The 26,789-nt window shown below is 63.2% G+C and carries 22 protein-coding genes and 2 pseudogenes; 10 read left to right on the forward strand and 14 right to left on the reverse strand.

What is annotated here, in order from left to right; translation table 11 throughout:
- Window positions 1-444, forward strand: coding sequence for a MarR family winged helix-turn-helix transcriptional regulator (locus tag GV035_RS05095; protein WP_159833920.1), 444 nt, complete (start codon window positions 1-3; stop codon window positions 442-444).
- Window positions 445-477: 33 nt separating this feature from the next.
- Here the strand turns inward: GV035_RS05095 and GV035_RS05100 are convergent, their stop codons facing one another.
- The 5 genes from GV035_RS05100 to GV035_RS05120 all read right to left on the reverse strand — a co-directional run bounded on the left by GV035_RS05100 (window position 478) and on the right by GV035_RS05120 (window position 6,512).
- Entirely contained in the window at window positions 478-981 is a 504-nt protein-coding gene (locus GV035_RS05100) for a bacteriohemerythrin (RefSeq protein ID WP_442859520.1), read from the reverse strand.
- A gap of 57 nt (window positions 982-1,038) precedes the next feature.
- Window positions 1,039-3,111 carry a tripartite tricarboxylate transporter permease gene (locus tag GV035_RS05105; protein WP_159833921.1) on the reverse strand — a complete coding sequence of 691 codons (2,073 nt, stop codon included), beginning with the start codon at window positions 3,109-3,111 and terminating at the stop codon, window positions 1,039-1,041.
- A gap of 199 nt (window positions 3,112-3,310) precedes the next feature.
- A complete protein-coding gene (locus GV035_RS05110) occupies window positions 3,311-4,012 on the reverse strand; it encodes a class II aldolase/adducin family protein (RefSeq protein ID WP_159833922.1) in 702 nt (233 codons plus the stop codon).
- 58 nt (window positions 4,013-4,070) lie between these two features.
- Window positions 4,071-5,141: a Bug family tripartite tricarboxylate transporter substrate binding protein gene (locus GV035_RS05115; protein ID WP_159833923.1), complete on the reverse strand. Its 1,071-nt coding sequence runs from the start codon at window positions 5,139-5,141 to the stop codon at window positions 4,071-4,073.
- A 96-nt stretch (window positions 5,142-5,237) separates the two neighbouring features.
- On the reverse strand, window positions 5,238-6,512 hold the full coding sequence (locus GV035_RS05120; RefSeq protein ID WP_159833924.1) for an aromatic ring-hydroxylating dioxygenase subunit alpha: 1,275 nt from the start codon (window positions 6,510-6,512) through the stop codon (window positions 5,238-5,240).
- Between the two features lie 341 nt (window positions 6,513-6,853).
- On the opposite strand from GV035_RS05120, the gene GV035_RS05125 reads away from it, so the two are divergent.
- The 3 genes from GV035_RS05125 to GV035_RS05135 are packed head-to-tail and all read left to right on the forward strand — an operon-like array spanning window position 6,854 to window position 10,136.
- Window positions 6,854-8,104 (forward strand): Gfo/Idh/MocA family oxidoreductase, encoded by a 1,251-nt coding sequence (locus GV035_RS05125; protein WP_159833925.1) that lies wholly within the window; start codon window positions 6,854-6,856, stop codon window positions 8,102-8,104.
- A gap of 5 nt (window positions 8,105-8,109) precedes the next feature.
- The gene (locus tag GV035_RS05130; protein ID WP_159833926.1) at window positions 8,110-9,126 is read left to right on the forward strand and encodes a PDR/VanB family oxidoreductase; all 1,017 of its coding nucleotides are present in this window, start codon (window positions 8,110-8,112) and stop codon (window positions 9,124-9,126) included.
- Window positions 9,127-9,143: 17 nt separating this feature from the next.
- Window positions 9,144-10,136 (forward strand): ABC transporter substrate-binding protein, encoded by a 993-nt coding sequence (locus GV035_RS05135; RefSeq protein ID WP_159833927.1) that lies wholly within the window; start codon window positions 9,144-9,146, stop codon window positions 10,134-10,136.
- Window positions 10,137-10,214: 78 nt separating this feature from the next.
- Here the strand turns inward: GV035_RS05135 and GV035_RS05140 are convergent, their stop codons facing one another.
- Window positions 10,215-11,402 carry a porin gene (locus GV035_RS05140; RefSeq protein ID WP_159833928.1) on the reverse strand — a complete coding sequence of 396 codons (1,188 nt, stop codon included), beginning with the start codon at window positions 11,400-11,402 and terminating at the stop codon, window positions 10,215-10,217.
- 418 nt (window positions 11,403-11,820) lie between these two features.
- On the opposite strand from GV035_RS05140, the gene GV035_RS05145 reads away from it, so the two are divergent.
- Complete coding sequence (locus GV035_RS05145) at window positions 11,821-12,402, forward strand: MarR family winged helix-turn-helix transcriptional regulator (protein WP_442859521.1); 582 nt, start codon at window positions 11,821-11,823, stop codon at window positions 12,400-12,402.
- Window positions 12,403-12,415: 13 nt separating this feature from the next.
- Window positions 12,416-13,783 (forward strand): MFS transporter, encoded by a 1,368-nt coding sequence (locus GV035_RS05150; protein WP_159833929.1) that lies wholly within the window; start codon window positions 12,416-12,418, stop codon window positions 13,781-13,783.
- Window positions 13,784-13,811: 28 nt separating this feature from the next.
- Here the strand turns inward: GV035_RS05150 and GV035_RS05155 are convergent, their stop codons facing one another.
- A complete protein-coding gene (locus tag GV035_RS05155; RefSeq protein WP_201303907.1) occupies window positions 13,812-15,113 on the reverse strand; it encodes a citrate synthase in 1,302 nt (433 codons plus the stop codon).
- A gap of 165 nt (window positions 15,114-15,278) precedes the next feature.
- Between GV035_RS05155 and GV035_RS05160 the strand changes: the two genes are divergently transcribed.
- The 3 genes and pseudogenes from GV035_RS05160 to GV035_RS29345 form a co-directional block, all read left to right on the forward strand.
- Window positions 15,279-16,640, forward strand: a complete 1,362-nt coding sequence (locus GV035_RS05160; protein WP_159833930.1) for an MFS transporter — start codon at window positions 15,279-15,281, stop codon at window positions 16,638-16,640.
- A 90-nt stretch (window positions 16,641-16,730) separates the two neighbouring features.
- The gene (locus GV035_RS05165; RefSeq protein WP_159833931.1) at window positions 16,731-17,492 is read left to right on the forward strand and encodes a class II aldolase/adducin family protein; all 762 of its coding nucleotides are present in this window, start codon (window positions 16,731-16,733) and stop codon (window positions 17,490-17,492) included.
- A gap of 61 nt (window positions 17,493-17,553) precedes the next feature.
- Window positions 17,554-17,682: pseudogene (locus tag GV035_RS29345) on the forward strand (ectoine/hydroxyectoine ABC transporter ATP-binding protein EhuA); the annotation flags it as partial.
- Between the two features lie 414 nt (window positions 17,683-18,096).
- Here GV035_RS29345 and GV035_RS05170 read toward each other — a convergent pair.
- The 7 genes and pseudogenes from GV035_RS05170 to GV035_RS05200 all read right to left on the reverse strand — a co-directional run bounded on the left by GV035_RS05170 (window position 18,097) and on the right by GV035_RS05200 (window position 25,055).
- Window positions 18,097-18,696: a nitroreductase family protein gene (locus tag GV035_RS05170; protein ID WP_159833932.1), complete on the reverse strand. Its 600-nt coding sequence runs from the start codon at window positions 18,694-18,696 to the stop codon at window positions 18,097-18,099.
- Window positions 18,697-18,775: 79 nt separating this feature from the next.
- The gene (locus GV035_RS05175) at window positions 18,776-19,669 is read right to left on the reverse strand and encodes an ATP-binding cassette domain-containing protein (RefSeq protein WP_201303908.1); all 894 of its coding nucleotides are present in this window, start codon (window positions 19,667-19,669) and stop codon (window positions 18,776-18,778) included.
- A 74-nt stretch (window positions 19,670-19,743) separates the two neighbouring features.
- Window positions 19,744-19,872: pseudogene (locus GV035_RS05180) on the reverse strand (integrase core domain-containing protein); the annotation flags it as partial.
- Window positions 19,873-20,026: 154 nt separating this feature from the next.
- Window positions 20,027-21,319 carry a glycosyltransferase family 87 protein gene (locus tag GV035_RS05185; protein ID WP_236572444.1) on the reverse strand — a complete coding sequence of 431 codons (1,293 nt, stop codon included), beginning with the start codon at window positions 21,317-21,319 and terminating at the stop codon, window positions 20,027-20,029.
- Between the two features lie 1,669 nt (window positions 21,320-22,988).
- Window positions 22,989-23,351: a hypothetical protein gene (locus GV035_RS05190; protein WP_159833934.1), complete on the reverse strand. Its 363-nt coding sequence runs from the start codon at window positions 23,349-23,351 to the stop codon at window positions 22,989-22,991.
- Between the two features lie 426 nt (window positions 23,352-23,777).
- Entirely contained in the window at window positions 23,778-23,999 is a 222-nt protein-coding gene (locus GV035_RS05195) for a hypothetical protein (RefSeq protein WP_159833935.1), read from the reverse strand.
- Window positions 24,000-24,083: 84 nt separating this feature from the next.
- Window positions 24,084-25,055: an SOS response-associated peptidase family protein gene (locus GV035_RS05200; RefSeq protein ID WP_159833936.1), complete on the reverse strand. Its 972-nt coding sequence runs from the start codon at window positions 25,053-25,055 to the stop codon at window positions 24,084-24,086.
- A gap of 432 nt (window positions 25,056-25,487) precedes the next feature.
- Here GV035_RS05200 and GV035_RS05205 point away from each other — a divergent pair, with 432 nt between their 5' ends.
- Window positions 25,488-26,783 carry an MFS transporter gene (locus GV035_RS05205; protein WP_159833937.1) on the forward strand — a complete coding sequence of 432 codons (1,296 nt, stop codon included), beginning with the start codon at window positions 25,488-25,490 and terminating at the stop codon, window positions 26,781-26,783.
- Window positions 26,784-26,789: the final 6 nt, after the last annotated feature.

Consider the following 26,789-nt stretch of genomic DNA (forward strand, 5'->3'; position numbering starts at 1 on the left):
TTGCCGACCAGAGAAAACAACTCCCACGCGCTGTCGAAATACACGGGCAGCCTCGTGCGCCGCGCGCAGCAACGCCATGTCGCCGTGTGGCTCGCCGAGGTTTCCGCCGAAGTCACGAGCGTGCAGTACGCGGCGCTCGAAGTGCTGCACAGGACGCCCGGCGTCAATCAGCGGCAGCTTGGCGACGAGCTGGACGTGGACCGCTCGACCATCGCCGATCTGGTCGCGCGCATGGTTCGCAATGGCCTTGTCGAACGCGCGGACGATGCCGCGGACAAGCGCAGCTATGTCCTTTTCCTGACGCCGGCCGGGAAGAAGCAGCTTGCGACGCTGCGTCCGCGTGTCGAGGAAGTCGAGCGCATTCTCACGGCAAGGCTCACGCCGCGCGAATGCCTCGAACTCAGACGGCTGCTGTCGGCGCTTCTGCCGATGGATGAAACGTGACGCGGGCGCGCCGCCTGATCGACAATCACGCGCTCAAATCTTGCGCCTGAGCACGATGGGCTTTCCGCCCATGGTTCGCTTCGTCATCCAGGCGGCCAGCGCGGAATCGAGGTAGTCCGCGTGTCCGGGAAACCACGCGAAAAGCGACCGTCCGAGATCCCGCACCAGTTCGGCGCTGCCCAGGCCCTGCCGCACCGCCTCTTTCACTTCGCGCACCGACTTCAGCACGGCGGCGTGCTCGTCCAGATGGCAGTCGCGCGGCGGAAAGTTCGTCGAGCGCATCCACTCGTCTTCCTGCTCGAAATGGTCGACCGCATGCTGCTCGAACGCTTCCATCGCCGACATGGCGGTGGCGTCGGTGCACGTCACCAGTTCCAGCGCGACGGCGTAGAACTCCTCGTGCACATCGTCCATCGGTGTGAAGCCCAGCAGGCGGTCGTCGGACCAGGCGAGGCTTTCATCGCTGGAGCGCGTGGGCGCGCGCTCGTCCGTCATGCGCGATGCTTCGTCGCGGATCGTGTGAGTGTCGTCTTGCATGATGTCTGTGTGTCGATTTCACGCCGCACCGCGCGGGCGCGGCGTGACTTTCATCGCTCATAGCAAGCCGTGCGTCGCCGCGCGCAGCGCCGGAACCATGTTGCCGAGCAACGACTGCGGCCAAGTGATCGCGAAGATGCGGTCGAAGACCACCCACAGCGCGACGGTCATGATCACCGACATCAGCACGGACGTCTTCCAGCGTTCGCCGAACTCCAGGCGCGCGAGCAGCGCCATCGCGATCAGGAGCGCGGGCAACAGGCCGATGCCGTATGCAACGGCGAGCGCGCCGGCGAGCCATCCGAAGAAGCGCAGGCCGCGATTGCGCACAAGTTGCGGCGGCACGGGTGCCGCGTGGCGCGGCTGCATGATTTCATGTCCGGCGACGCCCGACGCATCCGGCGAAGGCCCGGCCTCGGAAACGCCGCCTTCGACCGACACGATCTGCCGCAGGAACACCAGCGAGCAGAACAGCAGCGCGGCGGTGGCTGCCGTCATCGGCATGAGCTTCGCACCGAAATTCCAGTTGCGCGCGGACCCGATCGCGGCAGCCGGAATCAGCACCATCACCAGCGCGAACAGCGTGCGGTGATCGAAGCGACGCACGGTCCATCGACCCTTCGGGCGGCTCACGGCGGTCTTCGGCGTTCCGTTCCGCAGGTTCCGATACCCGCGCCGCACGAGCGGACCGATCACGACCCACAGCGCCGCCAGCAGCACGACCAGCACGACCGGCCGGCCAAAGAAGTGCGTGCCGTAGACTTCGGTGGAAATGAAGTAGTAACGCTCGCACATGCTGCCGAGCACCATGCCGAGAATCAGCGGCGGACGCGGCCAGCCGAGACGTTTCATGATCCAGCCGAACGCGCCCGACAGCACGAGCGAGCACAGATCGCCCCAGCTCATGCTCGCGTTGAACGCGCCCAGGAAGATGATCGCGAGGATCAGCGGCAGCAGCACGCCGACCCGCACCGTCGCGAGCTTCGCGAAGAGGCCGCTGCCGGACAGACAGATGACCGCGCCCATGACGTGCGCAATCGTGAGCGTCCAGATGATCGTGTACGTGACGTCAAGATGCCGCGTCAGCATTTCCGGGCCGGGGGTGAACCCGTGCATCATGAATGCGCTCAGGAGCAGCGCCATGGATGCGCCGGCCGGCATGCCGAACGCAATCGTCGGAATGAGGTGGCCGCCCTCTTTCGCGTTGTTCGAGCTTTCCGCCGCGATCACGCCGCGAATGTCGCCCTTGCCGAAGGTCTCGGGGTTCTTTTCCGTGCGCAGCGCGTGCGCGTAGGCCATCCAGTCGATTACCGCCGATCCGATGCCGGGCACCGCTCCGAGCAGCGCGCCGAGGCTGCTGCATCGCAGGATGAGCCACCAGTTGCGCATCGCGTCGCGAATTCCGTCCCACTGGCTGCCTTTCGCGATGCCCGGCTCGGTGTCGCGCGCGATGCTCGTCCGCTCGATCGCCATGTCGACCAGTTCGGGAATCGCGAAGATGCCGAGCGCGACGGGAACGAGCGGCAGATGGTCCCACAGATAGAACGAACCGAAAGTCCAGCGCAAGGTGCCGGTTTGCGGATCGGAGCCGACGAGCGAGAGCATCAGCCCGAACGATGCAACCGCGAGCCCCTTGAGCGGCGCGTTGCCGCTCAGCACCGCGATCATCGACAGCCCGAAGATGCAGAAGGCGAGCAGTTCCGCCGAGCCGACATACAGCACGACGGTGCGCAAAAAGGGCAGCAGCACGGCGAGCAGCACCGCGCCGAAAATGCCGCCCGACAGCGACGCCATGTAGCCCGAGCCGAACGCGCGCGCGGCCTGGCCCTTGCGCGCCAGTTGATGGCCGTCGAGCACGGTCGCCGCCGCGCCCACCGTGCCGGGCACGCCGAACAGCACCGCCGGGATGAGGTCCGACACCGTCGTGACCGCCGCCATGCCGAGCAGCAGCGCGAAGGCCGTGTAGCCGTCGAGGTGATAGGTGAACGGAATGAGGAGCGCGAGACCGACGATTCCGCCGAGACCCGGCACCACGCCGAGCGCGAGACCGAGCACGACGCCGCCGAGCATCGTGAGCAGGCGCATCGGATCCGTGACGATGGCGAGCGCATGGAGGGCCGCTTCAATCATGACCGCTGCCTCGACCGGATACCGATGGCGCACGCGGCGTCACGCGCGCGCGCCGAATCACGATGAACCGACATATCCGCTGTCTCCGTTTAGCGTGCAGCCGCTCCCGGCCGGTCCCGCGAGGGAGACCGGAGACGGCTGCCGCATGTTCTGTTTTGTTTGAAGCCGCTGTCACGCAACCGCGAACGCCGGCGTTCTCCTATGCGGCGGTCCGGTTCACCTTGCGGCGCAGATAGTCGAAGTTGATCGTGAACTGCTCCGGGCGCGTCACCTGATCGTGCAGTCGCTGCACGTCGGCCTCGTCGAACACTTTGCCTGGGCCGCCCGCCGCCTCCGTCAGCAGTTGAATCTGGCAGGCGTTGTCGAGCAACAGCGCGAGCAGCACCGATTCCTCGATCGAGCGCCCGGCGATCGCCACACCGTGGTTGCGCATCAGCACCGCCTTCGCATTGCCGAGCGCCCGCGCGACGCCGCGGCCCATGTCCTCGGTGCGGATCAGGTTCATCGTGTCGGTGTAGTAAGGCACGCCTTCCGCGAAGTGCACGCTCGGCTGGCTGATCATCTTGAGCGGCTGGCCCGTGGCCGACAATGCGACCGCATGCGTCGGGTGCGTATGGATCACGCTCATCACTTCCGGGCGCGCCTTGAAGATCTCCGAGTGGATGAAGACCTCGCTATGGCGCCGCCCCGCGCCGCCCACTTTCTCGCCATCGAGATTGCAGACGACGATGTTCTCCGGCGTGATCTCGTCGAAGCCAAAGCTGTGCGGCTTCATGAAGAAATGGTTCGGGCCGCCCGGCACGCGCACCGATACGTGGCCACGCGTGAAATCGCCCTGGCCTTCGGCTTCGAGAATGCGTCCCGCGTCGATGAGTTTCTGCTTCGCCTCGTCAGCGTTCATGAAAAATCCTCTCCAGTTGAGCGATGGAGCGCCGCTCCACCGCTGGGCCGCCACCGGCCTACATACGTCCGCCCACCGCCGCCTTCGCCTTCGCGATCTGATCGGCTGGCGTCTTGTACAGATCGTCGAGCACCTCGCTGATCCGCTCCGGCGAAACGGGGCGTACCTCGATGCCGAGACTCTTCGCCTCCGCGAGGAACGCCGGGTCTTTCACCGTGTCCCCGAACGCCTTGCGCAAGGCGTTGGCGCGCTCCGGCGGCAAGCCCGGCGGCGCGGCGAAGGGACGGGCGAACGCCTGGCTCGCCGCAATGACCTTGAGCACCTGACGCGTCGAGTTGTCCTGCGAGAGATCGAGCAGCAGCGGCACGTTCGGCAGATCCGGGTGCTTTTCCAGCGCCATCTGCACGATCAGGTTCACCTTGTGGTCGCGCAGCCAGTCCGGGTGCCGCATCTGGAGCGTGCTCCACGACGTGCCGCATTCGCCGTCGATTTCCCCGCGCTCCATGGCGAGCGCACTTTCGTTGCTGCCGGGATAACCGGTCACGAGTTGCAGCTTCGCGTGAAAGAGATTCTTGATGGCCGACGCCATCACGTCCGGGTCCGAGCCCGCGCCCTGTCCGCCGAAGCGCGACGGCTTCGTCAAGAGGTCCTGGAAGGTCTTGATCTTCGAATCCTTCCAGGTGACGCAGAGCGCGACGTCGCTATCCATGCTGCCGAGCCAGACCAGCTTGCGCGCATCGAAGTCCGCCTCGCCCAGAAGCGGCTCTTCCGGCATGGTGCGTCCGAAGGTGCCGATCGTGGAACCGTCCTTCGGCGCCACGTTGTACAGATAATTCGCCGATTTCAGGCTGCCCGCGCCAGGCATGTTCTGCGGCGTGATCGTGGGTTTGCCCGGCAGATGATCGCCGAGATGCTTCGCGAGCAGCCGCGCATACATGTCGTAGCCGCCGCCGACCGAATAGCCGATCGTCATGTTCACCGACCGGCCGCTGTAGAAGTCCTCCACGCTTTCCGCGTGGCTGGCTCCCGCCAGGCAGGCCGTGGCCACCGTCAGGGTGGACAGGACTCGGCGCCAGTTGCGAGGTGCGCGTGGAGCATGCGCGTGGTTGCCCTGCGTTGCATCGTTCATCGGTGTCTCCATCCATGTCTGGCGGATAGGCGGGTTGCGGTCGCCCGGTCGCGGCTGTCTTGCGCGCAACCGGTGTCGCCGTCCCTGTCCCGGTATTTATTTGAAGTCGTGCGCGAGGTCTTTTTCGGTCTTTCCTTCGTAGACGTGCACGAGATCCTGCGCGATCGGCGAGTAGCGCGCGTGGGTGCGCAGCATGAAACTCGCGAAGCCGTCGCTGTTGTGGTGCTTCTTGCGCTCGTTCGGCAACTCGATGCACTCGTTCTGCCGCGGATCGCGCACGATGCCCATCGGGTCCTGGCCCTCTTCCACCTTGCGCATTTCCCGCCGCAGCATCTTTCGGTACATCGCAATGCCCTTGTCGGTCGAGCCGAGGTTCTCGCGCGTGCGGTCGGCGATCGTGCCCTGCGTGATCCACGCCATGATGTCCTGACCATCGACGTTATCGACGATGAACTCGCCCTTCTCGTCCTTGAACGGCACCTCGTAGACGTGCACCTTGTCGTAGAGACGCGCGGGCACGTCCGCGGTCTTCGGCGGCAGATACGCGTTGTACCAGAGGTGCATGGTGTTTTCGTCGTCCACCGGCACGCGGATCTGGAACGAGTAATAGCGCGTCGCCTCGTCGCCGTTGCCGACCGCGAGCATGTTCGGGAACACGATCGGATGGCCGATCCGCCAGTCGTCCGAATCCTCGGAATGCCCCTCCAGCAGGCGATGCTTCGTCATGCCGTACTGGAACTCGTTGAAGTCGATCTTCTCGTGACGCGTGCTGATCGCGACCTTCACACCTTCCTGTTCCTTCAGGAATTCGTAGTGGTGGCCATGCAGCCATTCCGTGTGGATCGGATCGAGCGAGTTCTCCATGATCTGCAGCCAGTTGATCGGCAGCATCGCGCGGCCCATCATGCGGATCGCGCCCTTCGCGACGAAGCCGTCGAAGCGCGGCAGCAACGGACGCGGCTCCGGCCCCATGTACGCAAATAGCAACCCGCCGAGTTCCTCGACGGCGTAGGCGTCCGTCGCGACCTTCTCGCGGAAGGCCGGATTGTCCGGCTCGTTGGGCTGGCTCAGGCACTTGCCAGCGCCATCGAATTCCCAGCCGTGATACGGGCAGCGAATGCCCTTTTGCGTCGGAATGCCATGCATGAACGAGGCGCGCCGATGCGGACATTGCTCGGCGATGAGACCGAGCGTTCCCTCCCGATTGCGGAACAGCACCAGGTCTTCGCCGAGGAGCCGCACGCGCTTCGTCCAGAGGCCATCCATTTCCGCTGCCGCTCCGATGGGCTGCCAGTAACGGCGCAGCAGATTGCCCATCGGCGTTCCCGGCCCCACGCGGGTCAGCGTTTCGTTCTGTTCAGCAGTCAACATACGGTTCCCTCTGTGTTCTGGCGATCGAATCAGTCGTGATGCCCGGTGTGTCCCGCCAGCCCCGCGGCGACTTCCCGGCTCCTCGCGACCAATATTATACTTAGGTGACTAAGCAACAATAATGGAAAACACCTAGACATCGTCATCCGCAGATCGGTCCGCTCATGATGTGCTGCTGCACGAGACGCGGTGCCAGCCGACGCACATTCCGGTCCACGAAAGTCGTCATAATTGACAACATAAGCTTAGGAAGCTAAGTTTATGTTAACCGACTGATTTGTTATCTGGACCGACGCGCGCGAGCGAGATCAACGTCTGTGTCCGCATCTGGAGAACCGTTCATGAACGCAGCCACACGCCCGAACGCCACCAAGGACCGACTGCGGCTCGGCATGGTCGGCTTCGGCGCCGCTGCCCGCGCATTCCTGCCGGCGCTCGCGCACGACCCTTCGTTCGTGTTGACGGCTGTCGCCGATCCCGTCGAGTCCGTACGCGCGGAAGCCGCCGAGACGCTAGGCGTCGCGGCCTACGACCGCATCGAGGCGCTCATCGACCATCCCGGCCTCGACGCGGTGTACGTCGCTTCGCCCACGCAGCTGCATCGCGAGCATGTGGAGCTGGCGTGTCGCGCGGGGAAACATGTGCTCGTGGAAAAGCCGATGGCGGTCAGTCTCGCCGACGCGCAATCGATGGTGGATGCGGCGGCGCGAGCCGGCGTCGTGTTGCTCGTGGGCCATTCGCACAGTTACGACGAGCCCGTTCACGCAATGCACACGCTGATCGAAGGCGGTTCGCTCGGCCGTGTCCGCATGGTGAACACCTGGTGCTACACCGACTGGGTCTATCGTCCGCGTCGGCCTGATGAACTCGACGACCGCGAAGGCGGCGGCGTGACGATCCGGCAGGGCGCGCACCAGTTCGACATCATTCGGCTGCTGTGCGGCGGAAAAGCCAGCAGCGTGCGCGCGAAGACGTTCGACTGGGACCCGCAACGCCGTGCGACCGGCGCGCATACCGTGTTCATCGATTTCGAAACCGGCGCGGCGGCGACGGCCGTCTATAACGGCTATGGACGCTTCTCCAGTGCGGAGCTGCACGGCGGCATCGGCGAATGGGGTTTCGAAGCGCCCCGACGCGGTCACACGCGAAACCGCGCGGCCGGCTCGCCGGAGGACGAACTGCGCGCCAAGCAGGCACGCGCGAAGCACGCGATTCCCGGGCGCGCGCCGCATCAGCCGCACTTCGGCCTCACGCTCGTCAGTTGCGAGCGCGGCGAGATTCGCCAGTCGCCGGACGGCCTCCTCGTCTACACGGACGACGGCGTGACGCCCGTCGCCTTGCCCACGGACACCTCGCCGCGCGAACGCGTGATAGCCGAATTCCACGATGCGATCACCGGACGCCGCGCCGCGCTGCACGACGGTCACTGGGGCCTCGCCAATCTCGAGGTCTGCCTCGCGGCGTTGCGCTCGTCGCGTGAAGGCCGCGAGATCGCGCTCACCCGGCAACGCGCGCCCGCCACGCACGACTTCGCTTTTGCATCGCGTTCGGGACCGAATTCACCTCAGGAGACGCCGGCACGACCGGAATGACGAACATGACGACCACGACCCTCCAGGAAACCGGCGAAGGCCGCGCGCTATCGGACGAAACGCTCGTGCAGGGCACATTGCGGCTCGAAGTCACCGACAAGATCGCGGTGGCCGACGGCATCTACTTGTTCGAATTGCGGGCGCCCGACCGCCAGCCGCTGCCGCCCTTCACCGCTGGCGCGCACCTTCTGGTGCAAACGCCGGCGGGCATCGCGCGGCGTTATTCGCTATGCAATGCGCCCACCGAACGCACGCGCTATGTGGTGGCGGTCAAGCTCGATCCCACGAGCCGCGGCGGCTCGACCAGCATGATCAACGACGTGAAAGTCGGCATGCGCGTGACCGTGTCGCTGCCGGAAAATTACTTCGCGCTCACCGATCAGGCATCCGACTATCTGCTGATCGCGGGCGGCATCGGCATCACGCCATTGCGCGCGATGATGGCGGAACTCGATGAGCGCGGCGCGCATTACCGCATCGTGTATTGCACGCGTTCGCGGGAGACGTCCGCCTTCATCGAGGAACTCTCCGCGCTGCCGGCAGAACGCGTCACGATTCATCACGACAACGGCAACCCTGAGCAGTCGTTCGACTTCGTGCCGCTCTTCGCGACGCGCAACGCCGACACGCACGTCTATTGCTGCGGCCCTCGCCCGCTCATGCGAGCCGTGCGCGAGGCGGCCGCGCACTGGCCGCATGCGAGCGTGCACTTCGAAGACTTCGGCACGAGCGTCACGCCGCAAGCCGGCAACGCCGGCGAAGGTAGCTTCGTCGTCAAGCTCAGGCGCAGCGGGCGTAGCATCGACGTCGTGCCGGGACAAAGCATTCTCGAGGCGTTGCGGGCAGCGGGCGTCGAGACGCCGAGTTCGTGCGAAGCGGGAACGTGCGGCGCGTGCCGGACCACGCTCTGCGGCGGCGTGGCCGATCACCGCGACTTCGTGCTGGACGACGACGAGCACGACAGCGCGATCATGATCTGCGTCTCGCGCGCGAAGTCGGACGAACTGATACTCGACCTTTGACACTGGCAGGAGACACAATGAGCAAACTGCAGCTTTCGATCGCCGTCGGCAACTACGACCGGATGCGCCCGCTCGTGGACGGCGAAGTTCAGATGGAGGGCGTCGATCCTGTCTTCATGTTGCAGGATCCGGAAGAGATCTTCTTCCGGGCGCTGCGGCACGCGGACTACGACATCTGCGAACTCTCGCTCAGCAGCTATTCGGTGAAGACCGCCGCCGGCACGTCGCCGTATGTCGCCGTTCCGGTGTTTCCTTCGCGCGCGTTCCGGCACACGTCCATCTACATCCGGTCGGATCGCGGCATCGAGCGTCCGGAGGATCTGAAAGGCAAGCGCATCGGGGTGCCCGAATATCAGTTGACCGCCAACGTCTGGGTGCGCCTCTTTCTGGAAGAGGACTACGGCGTGAAGGCGTCCGATGTGACGTGGGTGCGAGGCGGCTACGAAGACGCCTCACGCGTCGAAAAAATCTTGCTTAGCTTGCCCGGCGACGTGCGGCTCGAAAACGCCCCGGAAGGCCGCACCATTTCGAGCCTGCTCGAAACCGGCGAAGTGGATGCCGTGATCGGCCCGCGCGCGCCTTCGTGCTTCGATCGCGGCGCGCCGAACGTGAAGTACCTCTTTGATGCCCCTCATGCCGCAGCCGCCGACTGGTACCGGCGCACGTCGCTCTTTCCGATCATGCATACGCTCGGCATCCGGCGCACGCTGGTGGAAGCGCATCCGTGGCTGCCGGCCTCGGTGGTGAAGGCATTCGAGAGATCCAAGGCCGTCGCGCTGACGCGGTTGGGCGATACGTCGGCGTCGAAGGTGACGTTGCCGTTCGTGGAGGATCAGTTGCGCGCCGCCCGTGAACTGATGGGCACGGACTTCTGGGCATACGGCTTCGCCCCCAACGAGCACGTGCTGAATCGCTTCCTGAAGCGGCATCACGAGGAATCGCTGTCCAGCCGGCTGCTGACCGCCCAGGAACTGTTTCACCCGTCGAGTCTCGAGACCTTCAAGATCTGACCGGCTGCATCGCACAGGAAAAACGCGGCCCGGCATGCACATGGGCCGCGTTTTCTTGTTCGCGGAAGGGCGGCTGCGTCAGAACCGCTTCTGAATCCCGAGCCGCACGTACGCCTGATGGTTCGTCGAAGACGGCGTGATGTTGTAGATCGACGCGACCGCTTCGCGGCCCGTCGAATCCGTGCCGCTCGCCTTCTGATAGATGCCGATCATATACAGCTGCGTCGTCTTCGAGAGCGAATAGGAAGCGCCCACGCCCGCCTCGTTGTAGCTCGCGCCCGTGTGCCCGCTCACGCCGGACGTCTTGGTGTACTGATACACCGCGCCGAGCAGCACGCTCGGCATTGCCTGCCACGTCACGTTGAACTCGCCCGTGTTGAACCGGGCCGTTCCGCCGATGCCGCCCGCCGGCACCGGTCCGGCCGAGCGATCGCCCAGGCCGCGAAACTGCGTGTTGGAATAGTTGGCGGCCAGCAGTACGGGCCCGACCTGATACTGCGCGCCCACGGCAAGCGCCTGCAAGGAATGCGCGGACGCGAACCCCGTCGTCACCGGTGAGCCGCCGAAGTTCGCGCCAGGCACGCCGCCCGTCGTGGCGGCGGGCGAACCCGTGTCACCCCAGAAGGACACGTTCGGCTCGCGTACGTTCAGATAGCCGACGGCCGCCGCGAACGGTCCGTGTTTATAGCCCGCGCCCACCGAATAGATCTGGTTGCGCGTGACATCGCCCGCCACGCCGCCCAGGCTGTACAGGCCGCCTAGCCTGAAGCCGCCGTAGTCCTGGCTCATGTACTTGATGGAATTGTTGACGCGATTCGTGTGCGCCATCTGGTCGACGTCGCCGGGGTGCGCGAGCGGAGGACCGCCCCAGGTGTTGGCCACGGCGAACGGGTTGACGAATTCCACGATGGCGTCGTACTGGCGGCCCAGCGTCACCGTGCCGAGCGACTGGCTCGACAGCCCGACATACGCCTGCCGGCCGAACATCAGACCGCCCTGTCCCAGCCTGCCGTTCGTGATGTCGAATCCGTTCTCCAGCCGGAAGATGGCGGAGAGACCGCCGCCGAGATCTTCCTTGCCGAGCAGGCCGAAGCGGTCGCCGTTCAGCATGCCGGACGTCATGTTGTAGAGCTGCTTGCCGTTCGCGTTGCTCTGATAGTTGATGCCGACGTCGAGCAAGCCATAGAGCGTCACGCTGCTTTGCGCGCTGGCCGCGCCTGCGAGCCCCAGACCGCCCGCGAGGACGATCCATTTTTTAGCCTTCATTTTGTCTCCTCCGTTGAAAACCCTGCCGATCAGCAAAGCTAACGAACTCGCTGATCGCTTCGCCGGCGCGCGAATCCGCATGCGGGCGCGCATCCGGCTTCATGCCCGGCTGAAAGACCCGCCGCGCCAAGCAGCAGCCGGGCGCCGGCATCGGCCTCGCGCATCTTCGACCATATTTTCTTAGATACCTAATTTATAATCTATACGGCATGACGGAGCGCGTCAACAGCGTTGTTGTAGGTTGAATCGCGCAACCGCGGCCATGCAGTGCGGTGTCCTCATCGCGGGAAAATCGATTTTTTGCTTAGCCACCTATCATTTTGTTGGCGTGTCTACTAAGATGGGCCAACCAGAGCCGGTCGGAGTCCGGTTTGGGGATAATGAGGGCTATCCCAACCTCCGGAACGCAGGGGCACATGTGACGAAACACGAACCAGCCAAAGTCGAGACAGGTGCGGCCAGATTCATCCCGCGCAGGCAGGCAAGCAGTGAAGAGCGCATCGCGCATCTGATCAAGGACGCATACCGGGGACTCTCGAAGGCGCTGCAGATGCGGCTCAAGGCCCACGACGTGATGTACGGGCACTGGACTTTCCTGCGCATCCTCTGGCAGACCGACGGCATGACGCAGCGGCAGTTGAGCGAGCAGGCCGGCGTGATGGAACCCACCACGTTTTCGGCGCTGCAGTCGATGGAGAAGCTCGGCTACGTCACGCGTCAGAAAATGCCGGACAACCGCAAGCAGGTCCGCATCTTTCTGACGCCGAAGGGCGCCGCGCTGCGCAGCGTGCTCGTGCCCGCCGCAGAGGAAGTCAACGAGATCGCGCTGGCGGGCATCCCCTCGAAGGAGGTGGCGATCGCGCACAAGACGCTGCTCTCCATCATCGACAACCTCGCGCGCGCAGAAGGCATCGAGTTCGACCCGAAACCGCGCGACGAGGACGCCGCAACGGTCAAACGCGTGCGCAAGACGCCCACGAAGACGCCCGCGCAAACCTAGCACGCGACCCACCATGCACCAGACAGCGGCCACGCAGGACGGACTGACCGGCAAGCGGCTCTACCTCGGCGTGCTCGCGCTGGCGCTTGCCACGGGGCTCGGCGTGCTCGACGGCGCGGTCGCGAACGTCGCGCTGCCGACCATCGCGGGCATGCTTCGCACCACGCCGTCGAACTCGGTGTGGATCATCAACGCGTATCAGCTTTCGCTTGCCATGGCGCTGCTGCCGCTCTCGGCGCTCGGCGACCGCGTGGGCTACCGGCGCGTGTACCTGAGCGGTCTCGCGCTCTTCACCTTCGCCTCGCTTTTGTGCGCGCTGTCGCATTCGCTCGATGGCCTCATCGTAGCGCGGGCGCTGCAAGGATTCGGGGCGGCGGGAATCGTCAGCGTCAACACGGCGCTCGTGAAGACGTTGTATCCCTCGCATCTGCTGGGCAGAGGCGTGAGCATCAATGCGTCGGTCATCGCGGTGGCGACGGCGGCGGGGCCGTCCATCGCGGCCGTGATTCTGTCTGTCGCCGCGTGGCCGTGGCTCTTCGCCATCAACGTGCCGGTCGGACTCGCGGCGTGGCTCGTCAGCTTTTCGGCGCTGCCTCGCAGGCGGAGCGGAAAATCGAACGCTTCCTACGACTATGTGAGCGCGTTGCTCAACATGGCGACGCTCGGCCTGCTCGTCTTCTCCGTCGAACGGATGGGTCACGACGGCATCAGCGCGCCGATCGGCATGCAACTGCTCGTGGCCGCGATTTGCGCGGTGCTTCTCGTGCGCCGGGAGCGGCATCGGCCCAATCCAATGCTGCCGGTCGATCTGTTGCTCAAGCCCGCGTTCCTGCTGGCTATCCTCACTTCAATCTGCTCGTTCGCGGCGCAGATGCTCGCGTTCGTGTCGCTGCCGTTCCTTCTGCAGGACACGCTCGGCCACAGCACGTTGGAAACCGCCACGTTCATCACGCCGTGGCCGCTCGCCGTGGTCTGCACCGCACCGCTCGCCGGCGTGCTTTCCGACCGATACCGCGCCGCGACGCTCGGCGGCGCCGGGCTTGCCACGCTGGCGCTCGGGCTGGCGCTGCTCGCGCTGCTGCCGCACCATCCGGAGCCGCTCGACATCGGCTGGCGCACGGCCGTTTGCGGCGTCGGCTTCGGGCTTTTTCAAACGCCCAACAATCGCGCGATTCTCGCCGCCGCGCCGCCGGGCCGCACCGGGAACGCGAGCGGCATGATCGGCACGGCGCGCCTACTCGGACAGACGCTCGGCGCCGTGCTCGCCGCGCTCGTGTTCGCGGCGATTCCGGCTCACGCGGGCGCGGTCGCGTTGTTCGCGGCTGCGGGCTTCTCCGCCGTCGCCGCGTTCTTCAGCCTCTCGCGCGCGCTGGTGCAGTGATCGGCTAGAAGCGCAATCGCCGGTGTCGTCAGCCAACCGCGCCATTCGTGACGGACGGCGCCGTCTCGAACTTCGCGCGCGGACGCAGCAGGAACGCCTGCGTGCGCTGCTCCATCACATGCGCGACCCAGCCGGCCGTGCGGCTCACGATCCAGATCGCGGTCGCGGAGCCGTCGGGCAGGCCGAGCGCGCGCGCGAGCGTCACGAGACCGATGGCGACTCCCGCGTGCGCGTCCAGTTCCCGCCGCGTCCGGTTCAGAAACGCGATGGACAGGCGCGTGCGCTCGCGCTCGGCCGGCTTGCAATCGGGATGCTCCGCGATGCTCGCGGCGGCCTGCAGCATCAGATCGGCGCGGGGATCGCCGCCCGGATACAGCGGGTGGTTGTATCCGAACAGGCTTGCTCCGTACTCGCGCACGCGCCCGATGCGCGAATCGAGTTCGGAAAACGGCTCGCACAAGAGCAGCGTCTCGACCTTCTCGGTGCCGGTGCCGGTGGAAAATCCGATATGCGAGCCGATGGCCGCCGCCACGCAACTGTAGAGATCCGCATTGGTCGATGCGGCCACGCGCGCCGAGAACGTCGCGGGCGCCAGTTCGTTGTCGGCCAGCACGATGAGCGCGGTGGTGAGCGCGCGCTGCGTCTCGGGCGTCACCGTGGCCCCGGCCGCCCGCAGAATCTGACTCGCGATGCTCTCCGATCCCATGCGCGGACAAAACGCGCGCGCCGGACCCAGAAATCCGATGCAACCCGCCATGCTCTGCAGCATCAGGCGCGCGGCTTCGACGGCGCCGCCGTCGGCGATCTCTCTCGTGCCCCGCTGCTGCATCGCGAGCGCGAAAGGCACCATTCCCAGCAACGCGCCGATATCGCTGCTCGCCACCCCGCCCTCGTAACCCGACAGGAAGCGCAGCACGTCGGGCGGCGTGTCGAGTGGCGCCCAGACCGCGAGACCGTTCTGCCAGATGCCCGTCGTCAGCAGATGAACGACGGATTCGAACGCGGCGCCCGCGCTCGCCAGATCGACAGCGAGGCGGTTGCGGTAGCGCGGCCCGTGCGGCGTGATCTGAGTGATGGCCGTATGCAGCACCGGGTCGCCGAGGCGCAGCGTCGATTCGACGACCGCGCCGGCCGGTGCCCGCCCGCGCTTGCGCGCGGCAAGCCGCTCGATGTCGCGCCGCAGATACAGGCGCTTGCGGCCGTCCTCATGCGGCGTGGCACGCACGAGCCCACGGCTGACGTACGAATAGAGCGTCGCCGCCTTGATGTTGAGTTGCGCGAGCGCCTCCTCGCAGGTCACCACGTCGTTCCAGTTGCGTTGGTTTGTCATGTTCTTTCCGGCAGCGTCGAAATCAAACACCGCGATACATTGATTTTAAAACTCAATATTGATTGATATATAGGCTACCAGTAGAGTGGACTCGCAGAAAAACATAAAGGCGTGCTCCACCGCATCGGCGGAAGCGGCAGCCAAACATCCATCTGGAGACACTGCATGACCCAGGAGACAATCTCTTCGGCGGGAAAGCGGCTCGACGTGCGCGACACGCTGCACGCTGCGCCGCTCGGCGCGTTCCATTTCCGCCTCGCGATCCTGCTCGCGCTCATCCTCTGGTACGACGGCTACGATCTCTATAACGCGTCGTATATCGTGTCCGCCGTCACGCCCGCGTGGCATCTGTCGCCAAGCCAGATCGGCCTGTTGCTCTCGTGCGGACTCGCCGGCTTCGCCATCGGCTCGGCGGTTTCCGGACTTTTCGGCGACAGGCTCGGACGGCGCAAGGTGATCCTGCCCGGCGTGTGGCTGTCGAGCGCGATGAGTCTGGCCATCGCGCTTTTTGCCCACGATCTTTCGTCGTTCGTCGTACTACGCTTCATCATGGGACTCGCGCTCGGCCTGCTGATGCCGATGGCCGTCACTTACCTCAACGAGATCGCGCCCAAACGCGGCAACAACGTGTTCACTATCGGCTTCTTCTCGCTCGGCTGGATCGGCGGCGCCACCAGCTCCGGCTTCATCGCGGCGTGGTTGATGCCGCGCTTCGGCTGGCAGAGCCTTTATTTCACGGGCGCGCTGGCGATGCTCCTCGCCGTTGCACTGCACTTCGTGCTGCCGGAATCCGTGGCCTTTCTCAGCAGCCGCCATCGCCTCGACGCGGTGCGCGCGCAATTGGCCCGCTTCTGGCCCGCGCGCGCGGAAGAATTCCGCACGGCCGACCTGGTCGCGCCCGCGCCGACCGTGAAAGCCGGTTCGCTCGCCGCGCTCTTCGCCGCGCGATACCGCCGCAAGACGCTCTGTTTCTGGGCGATGGGCGCGCTCTCGCTGTTCTCGTCATATGGACTGTCGGGATGGCTGCCGACCATTCTGCTCAGGCGCGGCGAGAACTTGTCCATCAGTTTTGCGTACGGTTCGCTGCTCGTCTTCGCGTCCGCGTTCGGAAGCCTGCTCTCGGGCTTCGTCGCCGACCGCATCGGCAACCGGCGCCTTGCCATGTCGATCGCGTGGCTGCTCGGCGCAAGCGCCATCGCCCTGCTTGCGCTCGTCACGAGCGGCTCGATCTTCTGGATCATCGTGGTGGCGGGCATGTTCGTGATCGGCACGCAGACGGTCCTCAACAACCTCGTGGCCGTGAGCTATCCGACCGAGATTCGCAGCACGGCGGTCGGCGTTTTTTTCGGCATCGCGCGCTTCGGCGCCATGTGCGGGCCGGCGATCTCGGGACTGCTGCAACAGGCGACAGGCGGCCCGGGGGCGATGTTCTTCGTGCTGGCCGCCGCGCTCGTCACGGCGGCGGCGCTCGTCTTCCTCGTGGAGCGGCCAGAAGGCATGGCCCAGTCCGCTGCGTTCGGACATTGACGGTACCGAGAACGACGGCCCGCCCGCCGTCTGACTCTCGCTGGCCGAAACGCGCCTCTGATTTTCATCCTTTATGCAACGATAAAGACCATGACACACGACACCCCCTACACCCCCGCTGCGACCACTCACGGCGCGCAAGACGTGCCGCTCCTCTTCGAGGACCTCGCGGTGGCCAATCACATTCTGGCGCAGCATGAAGTGCTCGACGGCTTCGGTCACGTCAGCGTGCGCGATCCGCGAAATCCGGAGCATTTCCTGATTGCGCAGTCGATGGCGCCGGAACTGGTGCAGCCGCAAGACATCCTGACACTCGACTTCGACTGTCAGCCGGTCGACGGCGACACGCGCAAGCGTTATCTCGAGACGTGGATTCACGCGGAAATCTATCGCGCGCGGCCTGATGTGCAATCGATCGTGCATAGCCATTCGCCGTCGGTGATCCCGTTCGCGGCATCTTCGGTGCGGCTGCGACCGCTGTATCACATGGCCGGCTTCCTCTCGGCGGGCTCGCCGGTGTTCGACATCCGGCACTGCTTCGGCTGCACCGACATGCTGGTGCGCAACGGCGCGCAAGGCAAGGCGCTGGCGGACACGCTCGGCGATTCCGACGTCGCGCTCATGCGCGGACACGGCTTCGTGGCGACGGGGCCGTCGCTGCCCACTGCCGTCTATCGCGCGATCTACACGGAGCTGAACGCCGCCATGCAGCAACAGGCCATCGCGCTCGGCGGCGAGCTGACCTATCTCGACGACGGCGAAGGCAAGGCCGCCGACGACATGCTCCTCGGCGTAATGGAGCGCCCCTGGACGCTCTGGAAGCGGCAGGCTGAAGGACGGCGGCAAGACTGATCATCGAGGGCGATCCATAGAAGGTCCGCTCAGCCGTACGGCCGGAAGCGGTCTCAGGAGCAAGGTGCGCAGTAAGATCGGCATGGTGTTTCAGAGCTTCAATCTCTTCCCGCATATGACGGCCCTGCAGAACACTATAGAGGCGCCGATCAGCGTACTGGGCCTCGTTGCCGCGCAGCCTTCGCCGCGAACTTAAGCAGCCCACGAAAAAGTGATAGTACTATTTAATTCAAGTATTGGGGCTCGCTGGCGCCATCCGCAACACGCTGAGCAACCCGATTCCGGTGAAGCCCGTCTCGCCAGCTGGGGTGCGGCAGGCACGGAAGCAAGACGTACCGACGCTGGACCAAGGGACCATTTGCACGGGAGCATGGCGCAGGCAGAATCGTTGGGCATGCTGGCGCTTGGCGTTGAAAACGAGACGCTCGGAAAATGGGCCGCGGCCGCGTGAACCGTACCTGATTTGCCCGCAATGCGGCGCTATCGGCTGACCTAGTGCGCGAGCACGAGCAACTTGCGTACAGCGATTTCAAGGAGATTTTTCCTACAACCAGTCAACGTCCAGTATGCGACGGACAGCAACATGCATTTCTGGGCGCTTATGCTAGATTTCACCTTCGTTGGTCCATTTGCCGAAATGCGCAATCTCACCGAGCGGACGTCTTTGTCGGGGCGCGCGTTCCCGTTCCCCCAAGTCCACTGGTAAGTCGCCTGGGTCCCCATGATGCGCCACGGAAATCATAGCCAGCGGCACATACCGCTTGTCGATACCGAACCCGGCAAGCAGGGCTGGCGCGTCAAATCCGCTCATCGAATGCGCGGCGAGACCGCGGGCATGCGCTTCCAGTAGCAACGCCAGCGCCGATGCACCTGCATCGTAGTGCGCGGTACGATTGACATCGCCTTTGAAGTTCAGCGTATCGGCGAGCACGACAATAAGCACCTGAGCATTCTTGTTCCACGACTGGTTAAACGGCACTAGGGTACGGAATCCACGATCGAAGGCGACGGCATTCGTGCCCTTCTCCAATATCAAAAACCGCCAGGGTTGGCCATTGAAGGCCGAAGGAGCCCAGCGCGCTGCTTGGACCAAGGCACGCACATCGTCAGGCGAGACGGGGCGATCCGCATAAGCGCGCGGACTCCAACGGCCGGCGATCAAGGGGTGAATGTGGATATCGGTCGGCGCAAATTTGTCTGCCATCGACTGCTGTCTCGTCGGGTTTGCATTTATCGCCGCATTGTTCAAAGGTGTCTCGCCAGCGTTGCAGGCGGTTTTGGCGCTAACCAAGCCGAGATCGCACTGCTGCGAGCAGGTTGTCCGCCGTGATCGTCCCGACGACTTGCTCGTCTGCTCTTACCGCCAACGGTGTCGAGGATCCTCTGAGCCGGTCGATCAACACGGCGAGTCGGTCCTGCGTCGATACCGAAGGCCACGATTCCACTCCTTTCTTGACGGACGGTTCCATCACGGTCTCTGCCGTCACAGCGTGCAAATGATTGATGCCTTCAAGGAACGAGCGAACGTATTCGTTGGCGGGGTCGTGGATGATCTGGAACGGCGACCCGATTTGTACGATTTTACCCTCGCACATGATCGCGATCCGGTCACCGATGCGAACCGCTTCCTCGAAATCATGCGTGATGAACACCGACGTCTTGCCCATGCGACGCGTCAGCTCCGCGAACTGGTCACCTTGTTCACGTCTCACAACGGGATCGAGCGCACTGAAGGGCTCGTCCATGAGCAGAATCTCCGGGCCCGATGCCAACGCCCGCGCAAGGCCTACCCGCTGTTGCATTCCGCCCGATAGCTGGTCAGGGTAATGATCTTCCCATCCATCAAGTCGAACCGCACGCAACGCTGCACGCCCCGCGTCCAACTTATCGCGCTTGTCTTTCCCACGGCCGTGTAAGGCGAACGTCACGTTCTCGAGCACGGTGAAGTGCGGCCATAGCGCCATGTTCTGGAATACCATGCCGATTTGGCTCGCGCGCAGCGATCTCAGATCTCTTTCTGTCAGGGCCGAAATGTTCCGGCCGTTGATCCAGATCTGTCCCGCCGACGGCTCAATGAGCCGGTTGATATGGCGAAGCAGCGTGGATTTTCCGCAACCGGAAAGGGCCATCACACAAAGCGTCTCCCCTCGGCCGACTGAGAAGGTCACGCCCGCCACGCCGACGACACATCCGTACCTTTCGCGGGCTTCGTCCTTCGTCAGTCTGACCTGCCTGAGTTCTTCGGACCGTTTCAATCTTGGAGAACGGCCTCGATTGCTTCAGTTGAACAATACCGCTGCTTGAACTCGTCGGGCGTCAGGTAGGCCAGGCTTGAATGCGGCCGGATGGCATTGTAGTGACGCCGCCACTGCTCGATCACCGCGGTGACGATACTCGAGATCATGCTCGTCGGCGTCATGCTCGGCGAGGGCATGTCGCTACGCACGCTTGCCGGCGCGACGCTGTTGATCGCGAGCGTGCTGCTGCTCTATGCGCCCGCTCCGGCCACCGCCTGAGCCGCCGAGGTCACGCGTCTACGCAGCCCGCGCGTCGGGAAGCGCCGTCGCGTCCCGACTACGCGAAAACGCGGCGGGAAAATAGCGAGCTACGCAGAGCGCATACGTCAACATTGCAGCGACGAAATACGTGGCGGACCGTTCGAGAAAGTACAGCAGTAGTACGGCTATCGCAGTGACGACGATCTCGGCTCCCGGGGCAATGGCGGATAGGCGCACGGCAGGGCGCTCCATCGCTGTCCCGATGAGAATGACCAAGGGGATCAGCGCAATGACCATATGGATCGGTTCAATCACCGGAGAGGCGACAAGAATGGTCATAGATGCCAGTGCGTAGTCGATTCGCGTGTCACGACTGCGGCGAAAGATGAGATATGAAGAAAGGGCGCAAACCATCAGCGCAAAGATGTTCGCACTCCAGTGCAACACAGATTCGGACGCAGGCATGCCGACGCTTTGCACAGCTGTCTGCAGCGCGGCTCGAAGCGCGCCGTTTCCCGGCAAACCCCCGACGGTCGCAATCTGCTCTTGCGCGCGAAAAATATCAAAGAGGAAAAAATGCCGGATGACGTTGAATCCGAGTTTGAACGCGGTGACCAGCGTTAGAACTCCCGCGCAGACAATCGTCGACATCGCCGTGCGCCACTCGAAACGCAGCACGAGCAAGCCGAGAATCGCAAGCGGCGTGACCTTGAAAACGATGGCTAGTCCGAGAAAGACGCCGGCAGCATAGCGGCGATCGCGCTCGATCAGGAAGAAGGTTGTCGCAAGAAGAAAGAAGAGCAGTTCGTTCGACTGGGCCAGATAAGCGTCGTGTAAAACTGGATAGCTTAGCAGCGTCATCGCGACCAGCATGATGATTGCGCGCCGATCGGCTCCGCGATAAGACATTTTCGCCAGCAGTACTGCCCCGATCGCGCATAACACAAATGACGCGCTCACCCAGACGAGCTTTGCGGTCAGAGGCGATAGCAAGCCGAGAGGAGAAAAAATCAGTGCAAACTGAGGTGGATAGCAGTAGAACACGCCGAAGCCTGATGCATCGCTGCCCATTGCCGCCAAGAAAGCGGCGAGTCGTGCGTTGTCGTAAAGCAGCGAAGCCTGATTCGGGGAATGCAAGACAACGTTGAACGCATAGTAGAACAGATTGAAATCGCTCAGTATATCCGGCGATCTCACTGGATTCCGAAAGAACAGATGATAGATGATTACGACTCGGATGGCGAGGAAGCAGAGCGCCACGAAAGCCAGCAAGGCTGAGAGCATACGAACGTCTATCCCAGCTCGCCAGTTCATCCTTGACTTGAACATACATTTCTCCTGTGCGCTTTGCGCGTGCACCGGCCACTGGAGCCGCTTACCTCTAGATAACGGCTTCGTCGAATAATACGCAGCGGCGACGACGCCCGCAACCCGCGTCGTGTGAACAGATGTGCTCAACGCCGAACACCGATCGGGCAATCAAGAAACGTCGAGCGGTGCATCGGGAGGAGCGGGTTGACTCATGTGGACTGTGAGCGATCGCGCCAAAAAAGCTTTAGTTCTTCTGAACGGCAAGCGTTTCATTCAGTAGTCGTATCGCTGTATTCAGAGTCGAGGATTCTTCATTGCAAATGTACTACAGCAATGTTCATAACGATCCAGGGGGCTTCGACTCGTCGAGCGTTCCGCTAGTCAGCGATGAGAACAGATGTACCGCTATCAAGCAACTGCCTGTCGACAACACTAGCGTAGTGGAGCTTGCCCTGAATAAGACGCCGCGCCCGAATCGCCGGGCTATCGCGCGGTCCGGGTGTTCGACGATCGCATCGCCAAGACAGTGGTGTTCTTACGCGGTAGGCGCAGGCGGTGCCGCACCTTGTCGATATCCATTTTGCCCTTGTGATGGGCGCAGATTGGAAAGGTCATACGGTCTGAATGTATGCGCCAGCTTCTGACGGGCGCTGTGCAACGCTCCCGCGATTACTAGCGTTTCCAGAAAGACTGCCTGATCTTCGGCCCTCTTCCTGTGCTCGATTGCGATGGACCATTAGCGTCTCTATAGCATGCGTTGATCGCCACGGTATGACTGCCCGCCAGATAGCAGATGAATGCGCGGATCGATGAAACGTCCAGAGTCATGAGCGGCAATAAGGAGTTAGCTAAGCTGAACTGCGTTGGAGCAATTAGATGAGCAAATTACAACGCCCCGTTGCTTTCGCCGTATTAGCCCCCATTTTTTCGTTCTGTCGCTTTGGAATCCGTTCTTCCGCACGAGTACGCTCATTCAATTACCGTGGCTATCCGGTTATAAGCTGCGCCCCTTTAATGTGGAATACGGCACTTTGACTGGAAGCATGTCATTTTCGTGGACGGCGTTGATGAGCACGTGAATTACTTCCCGATATACCTATTCGGTGATAAATATGTGATAGGGGTTAACGCTCTTGCGGGCCCATTTATAGCAACCCGTGCGGCGATGTAAGCGAGATGAAACGACTGTCGGGATTGGTGAGCGACGGATGCACCTTGCGCTCGCCGCCCGTTTCGTACGGTGTTCGTGTTGAGACCGATCGAGGAGACGAGCGTCGAGGGGCTCCACTATGCGTGGACGGTCCCGAAGCGACAGTGCGCACCCTTCACTATAGGGCGCGACGCTACGAAGGAAGACAGTTGTATCGCGGCATAATGGATAAGAAGCCGGGCAGTCCTGCTGTAAATGGCCTCATCACAGCTTTGGCACAGTGTCCAACCGCACTAGCGCGTGACAATTGTATGTTAACTCTCGGTGCCGTCGAGGTGATCGATTGTCCGCGTGAATGACCGTTAAGGCTGCGGAAGTTGACATTGACTGTTGTCGCAGCTCGACGGCTGCATACGGTCGCATACGGCCTCTCCCCGCAGATCCACGAAGAACCAAATCATTACCGAGCTCGTGCTCTCAGCCGGGAACCGGAAGGAGTCCGTGGGTGTGCAGCTCAAGTTGCGCAGTCGGCGAACCTTACCTCTTGACAGCGGGCGCAGGCGCTCCAGGAACCGCATTGACTCGCGCGGCGTTCGCGGCGTTCGCGGCATTGGCCGCGTTGATTGCATTCCAGTTGTAGGTCGGGGCGGCGTTGTAGTTAGAACTGACGTTCGCGTTCGGCGTAGTGGCGTTCGACGTATTGGGACTATTAGTCGCAGTCGCCGCGGGGTTCGCCTTCAGCGGTTTCGGCTGCAGCGTTTGATTGATAACCGTTATCTGGCCGAGCTTCTTCGCCGCCTGACTCTCTGCGAGAGCTGCCGTGGCGAAGCACAGCGCGGCAGCGCCGATCAGCGCAATAAGCGGGGTGCGAAGCTGCGCGCGGTCCGAGATGCTTTTCATGATGGCCTCCTTGAGGACATACAGGGCGTTAAGACGGCTGCGGCGAGGCCAATGACAAGTCCGACGCCGATGGAAGCGGCGCGGATGCGAGACAAAGCGCGCCGCTTTCTAGGATTCTAGTGGCTCTCCAATGGCTCACCAAGAACAACAGTGCAGAGCGCAGGGAACCCATCATGGCCTAAGACCCTGAGCGCAGCGGTTTTCGGCCATCCTCGGTACGACGAATGGAGCCGGCAACACCCTCATCGCCTATTCGCGCAATGGCTGGAGGCGCGAGCCCAGTAGCCGCCTTCTGCGTGCGCACGCTCGCCGGCGATCCTCGGCAACGCGACTGACGCACGCGGCAACGCATCACCGCCGCAATGCGCCAGGCCGTTGGCATGAAGCGCCAGCCAAGTCGGGCTCCACGTCGGCACTTTGTGGAGATCAGCTACGTGCCTCGGTGCCCTTCAGTTCGCTGTGCTTGTGCGAGTGGGTCGCCCCGTATTTGAGTTCGAAGTGGGCGCCCTTGCCGCTTCGCGTCGGAGGAAAGTGTTCGCCCTCGACGCATGTGACTTCGAACGTGTCCTTGCCATCGTCATGGACGACGGAATAGATGCCGGACACTTTGACGATCTCTCCCGGCTTATACGAATTGTCGCCTGCCATCGTTGCCTCCTGAGTAAAGAACAACGATCCACCAGCAAGGAGCGTTCCGAGCGATGTGCGGCATGTTTCGCCCGCTGTGGCGACTTATGCGGCGAGCCGGTGCTCATAGTACGGCCGATCCCGATCCTCGAGAATCGCATCGAGCGCGGCGAAGTCGTGGGCTTGCGGGTTCAACCAGGCTTCAACGTTCTCCTCCTTGATCGGCACGATGCAGCGGTCGTGGCCGGCGGCTTCGACTTCCGCAGGCGGCTCGTCTGTGATCGCGGCAAACGACAAAAGATCGGGCTGGCCTTGAGCGGTCCACCTCGACCACAGGCAAGCGACCATCAGCAGTTGACCGTTATTGGGCCGAAACTCCAGCACGACGTTCTCACCCGGCGCCTGCGGTCCGTCATGTGTTTCGAACAACGTGTTTTCGCACTTTGCGCGCGTCACGTTCTCATAGAAGACATCGACCAGCAGCAACCCGTGTGTGTAGCCGAAACAGGGCTTCCAGAACTTGTCGAGACTGTCGCGCCGCGCGTTGTACGTGCCCGGGTACTTGATGTCGTAGTTCGCAGGCTTACCTGCAATGCGACACTGGTAGCGCATCGGCTTGACCACGTACTGTCCGTCTTCGACCACGAGGACAGGGGCGTAGTAGCCGGGAAAGATGCGCGAATCGCGAGGCTCTTGCTCGATGCGGTTCATGTCTGAGAGGCGACGCAACGCAGCGTCGATCTTGTCAGCCGCAATGCGCTTGCTCTCGGTTGCGCCTTTTGTGGTCTTCGTCTGTAGCGTGCGCTCGGCATCTGCCAGTCGCGTGCGCTGCTTGAATAGCTCCTGCTCGAGCTTCGTCGTCTGATCAGCGTTGTACCGGTCGATAGAAGCCTTGATCTGACGCTCGTCGTCGGTCGCAGGCTCACGGAAAGCGTCTTCCATCGCTTTCGGAATCTTGGACTTGCTACCCTCCGCACGTTCCCAAAAGAGTCGCGCGAACTCGCGGATGTCCATCTGCGCGCCGAACATCTTCACGTAGCGGCGATAGTCGGCCTTGATCTGCGCGGAGTAGCACATGCGGGACGTTCCTCGTTGGATGTTCGCGGCATTGGCTGAAGTCGGTCGGACCTTTCAGAGCGGCTCTCTGCACCACGCCAGATTCTTCTTGATGGCGGTGTATGAGTATTCTAGTTGCATGTCGCCCGTGAAGAGCGCCTGGACGTTCGACGTTCGCACCGCGATGCCGGCGCCTTTGAAATCTTCAACCGACCGCCCGACGACTTGTTCGCCTTCAAGACGCTCGTTTTCTCTATCCGCGCATGCTCGGCTGCGTCGCTGAAATCGACGATCATCTGAACCGCGGTCGCATCGGAACGCCCGCATTGATAACGACAGAACATTAATCGTTCCAAAATTTGCACTTATCGTTTTTGCGGCTCCGGGCGAATATTGACAAAACCACAAATGGCCGGACCACCGCGCCTTTCCAGGATTTCAGGAGACAGTTCGATGCACCCCTCGTCTAACCTTTCTACCGGACGTTCAAAGGCCGCCGCGGTTTTCCGCGTCACGGCCGGGAATTTCCTCGAGCAGTTCGATTTCTTCCTGTTCGGCTTCTACGCCACGCAGATCGCCAACGTTTTCTTTCCCGCCCAGAGCGAATTCGCCTCGTTGATGATGACGTTCGCCGTCTTCGGCGCCGGCTTTCTGATGCGGCCGCTGGGCGCGATCCTGCTCGGCGCCTATATCGACGACGTCGGCCGCCGCAAGGGCCTCATCGTCACGCTTTCCATCATGGCGAGCGGCACCATCCTGATCGCCTTCGTGCCGGGTTACGCGACGATCGGACTTCTGGCGCCCGCGCTCGTGCTGCTCGGGCGGCTGTTGCAGGGCTTCTCGGCGGGCGCCGAACTGGGCGGCGTATCGGTGTATCTCGCCGAAATGGCCACGCCCGGCCGCAAGGGCTTCTTCACGAGCTGGCAGTCCGCGAGCCAGCAAGTGGCGATCGTCGTCGCCGCGGGCCTCGGCTTCGCGCTCAATCATTGGCTGAGCGCATCGGCCATCGCCGCATGGGGTTGGCGCGTGCCGTTCTTCGTCGGCTGCATGATCGTGCCGTTCATCTTCATGCTGCGACGCAATCTGGAGGAGACGCAGGAGTTCAAGGCGCGTCAGCATCGTCCGACCATGAAGGAAGTGTTCGGCACGCTGGCCCAGAACTGGGCCGTCGTCGTCGCCGGCATGATGCTGGTGGCGATGACCAGCACGAGCTTCTATCTCATCACGGTCTACGCGCCGACTTTCGGCCGGACGGTCCTGCACCTGAGCACCGCCGACAGTCTGCTCGTGACGCTGTGCGTCGGCGTGTCGAACTTCGTGTGGCTGCCGATCGGCGGAGCACTCTCCGACAGGATCGGCCGCCGTCCGCTCCTCGTCGCCATGACGGTGCTCGCCATCGCGACCGCCTACCCGGCCCTGTCGCTGCTCGCTCGCGCGCCGAGCTTCGTCAACATGCTGCTCGTGCTTCTGTGGCTCTCGTTCATGTACGGCATCTATAACGGCGCGATGGTCGTCGCGCTCACGGAAGTAATGCCGGTGCAAGTGCGGGTGGCCGGCTTCTCGCTCGCCTACAGCCTCGCCACGGCGGTGTTCGGAGGCTTCACTCCCGCGATCTCGACGGCGCTCATTCATATGACCGGCGACAAGGCCGCCCCCGGCTACTGGATGAGCTTCGCCGCAGCGTGCGCGCTTTTGGCCACCTTCGCGCTCTATCGCCGCCGCGCAGTGACGCTGACGCCGGCGCACTGATGCGCT

This window comes from Burkholderia sp. 8Y (assembly GCF_902506145.1).
Taxonomy (GTDB): Bacteria; Pseudomonadota; Gammaproteobacteria; order Burkholderiales; family Burkholderiaceae; genus Caballeronia.

Excerpts from the sequence above, each read along its gene's own strand:
- GV035_RS05100 (WP_442859520.1), bottom strand. The coding sequence starts at position 981 with ATGCAAGACGACACTCACACGATCCGCGACGAAGCATCGCGCATGACG.
- GV035_RS05105 (WP_159833921.1), bottom strand. The coding sequence starts at position 3,111 with ATGATTGAAGCGGCCCTCCATGCGCTCGCCATCGTCACGGATCCGATG.
- GV035_RS05110 (WP_159833922.1), bottom strand. The coding sequence starts at position 4,012 with ATGAACGCTGACGAGGCGAAGCAGAAACTCATCGACGCGGGACGCATT.
- GV035_RS05115 (WP_159833923.1), bottom strand. The coding sequence starts at position 5,141 with ATGAACGATGCAACGCAGGGCAACCACGCGCATGCTCCACGCGCACCT.
- GV035_RS05120 (WP_159833924.1), bottom strand. The coding sequence starts at position 6,512 with ATGTTGACTGCTGAACAGAACGAAACGCTGACCCGCGTGGGGCCGGGA.
- GV035_RS05125 (WP_159833925.1), top strand. The coding sequence starts at position 6,854 with ATGAACGCAGCCACACGCCCGAACGCCACCAAGGACCGACTGCGGCTC.
- GV035_RS05130 (WP_159833926.1), top strand. The coding sequence starts at position 8,110 with ATGACGACCACGACCCTCCAGGAAACCGGCGAAGGCCGCGCGCTATCG.
- GV035_RS05135 (WP_159833927.1), top strand. The coding sequence starts at position 9,144 with ATGAGCAAACTGCAGCTTTCGATCGCCGTCGGCAACTACGACCGGATG.
- GV035_RS05140 (WP_159833928.1), bottom strand. The coding sequence starts at position 11,402 with ATGAAGGCTAAAAAATGGATCGTCCTCGCGGGCGGTCTGGGGCTCGCA.
- GV035_RS05150 (WP_159833929.1), top strand. The coding sequence starts at position 12,416 with ATGCACCAGACAGCGGCCACGCAGGACGGACTGACCGGCAAGCGGCTC.
- GV035_RS05155 (WP_201303907.1), bottom strand. The coding sequence starts at position 15,113 with ATGACAAACCAACGCAACTGGAACGACGTGGTGACCTGCGAGGAGGCG.
- GV035_RS05160 (WP_159833930.1), top strand. The coding sequence starts at position 15,279 with ATGACCCAGGAGACAATCTCTTCGGCGGGAAAGCGGCTCGACGTGCGC.
- GV035_RS05165 (WP_159833931.1), top strand. The coding sequence starts at position 16,731 with ATGACACACGACACCCCCTACACCCCCGCTGCGACCACTCACGGCGCG.
- GV035_RS05170 (WP_159833932.1), bottom strand. The coding sequence starts at position 18,696 with ATGGCAGACAAATTTGCGCCGACCGATATCCACATTCACCCCTTGATC.
- GV035_RS05185 (WP_236572444.1), bottom strand. The coding sequence starts at position 21,319 with ATGTTCAAGTCAAGGATGAACTGGCGAGCTGGGATAGACGTTCGTATG.
- GV035_RS05190 (WP_159833934.1), bottom strand. The coding sequence starts at position 23,351 with ATGAAAAGCATCTCGGACCGCGCGCAGCTTCGCACCCCGCTTATTGCG.
- GV035_RS05195 (WP_159833935.1), bottom strand. The coding sequence starts at position 23,999 with ATGGCAGGCGACAATTCGTATAAGCCGGGAGAGATCGTCAAAGTGTCC.
- GV035_RS05200 (WP_159833936.1), bottom strand. The coding sequence starts at position 25,055 with ATGTGCTACTCCGCGCAGATCAAGGCCGACTATCGCCGCTACGTGAAG.
- GV035_RS05205 (WP_159833937.1), top strand. The coding sequence starts at position 25,488 with ATGCACCCCTCGTCTAACCTTTCTACCGGACGTTCAAAGGCCGCCGCG.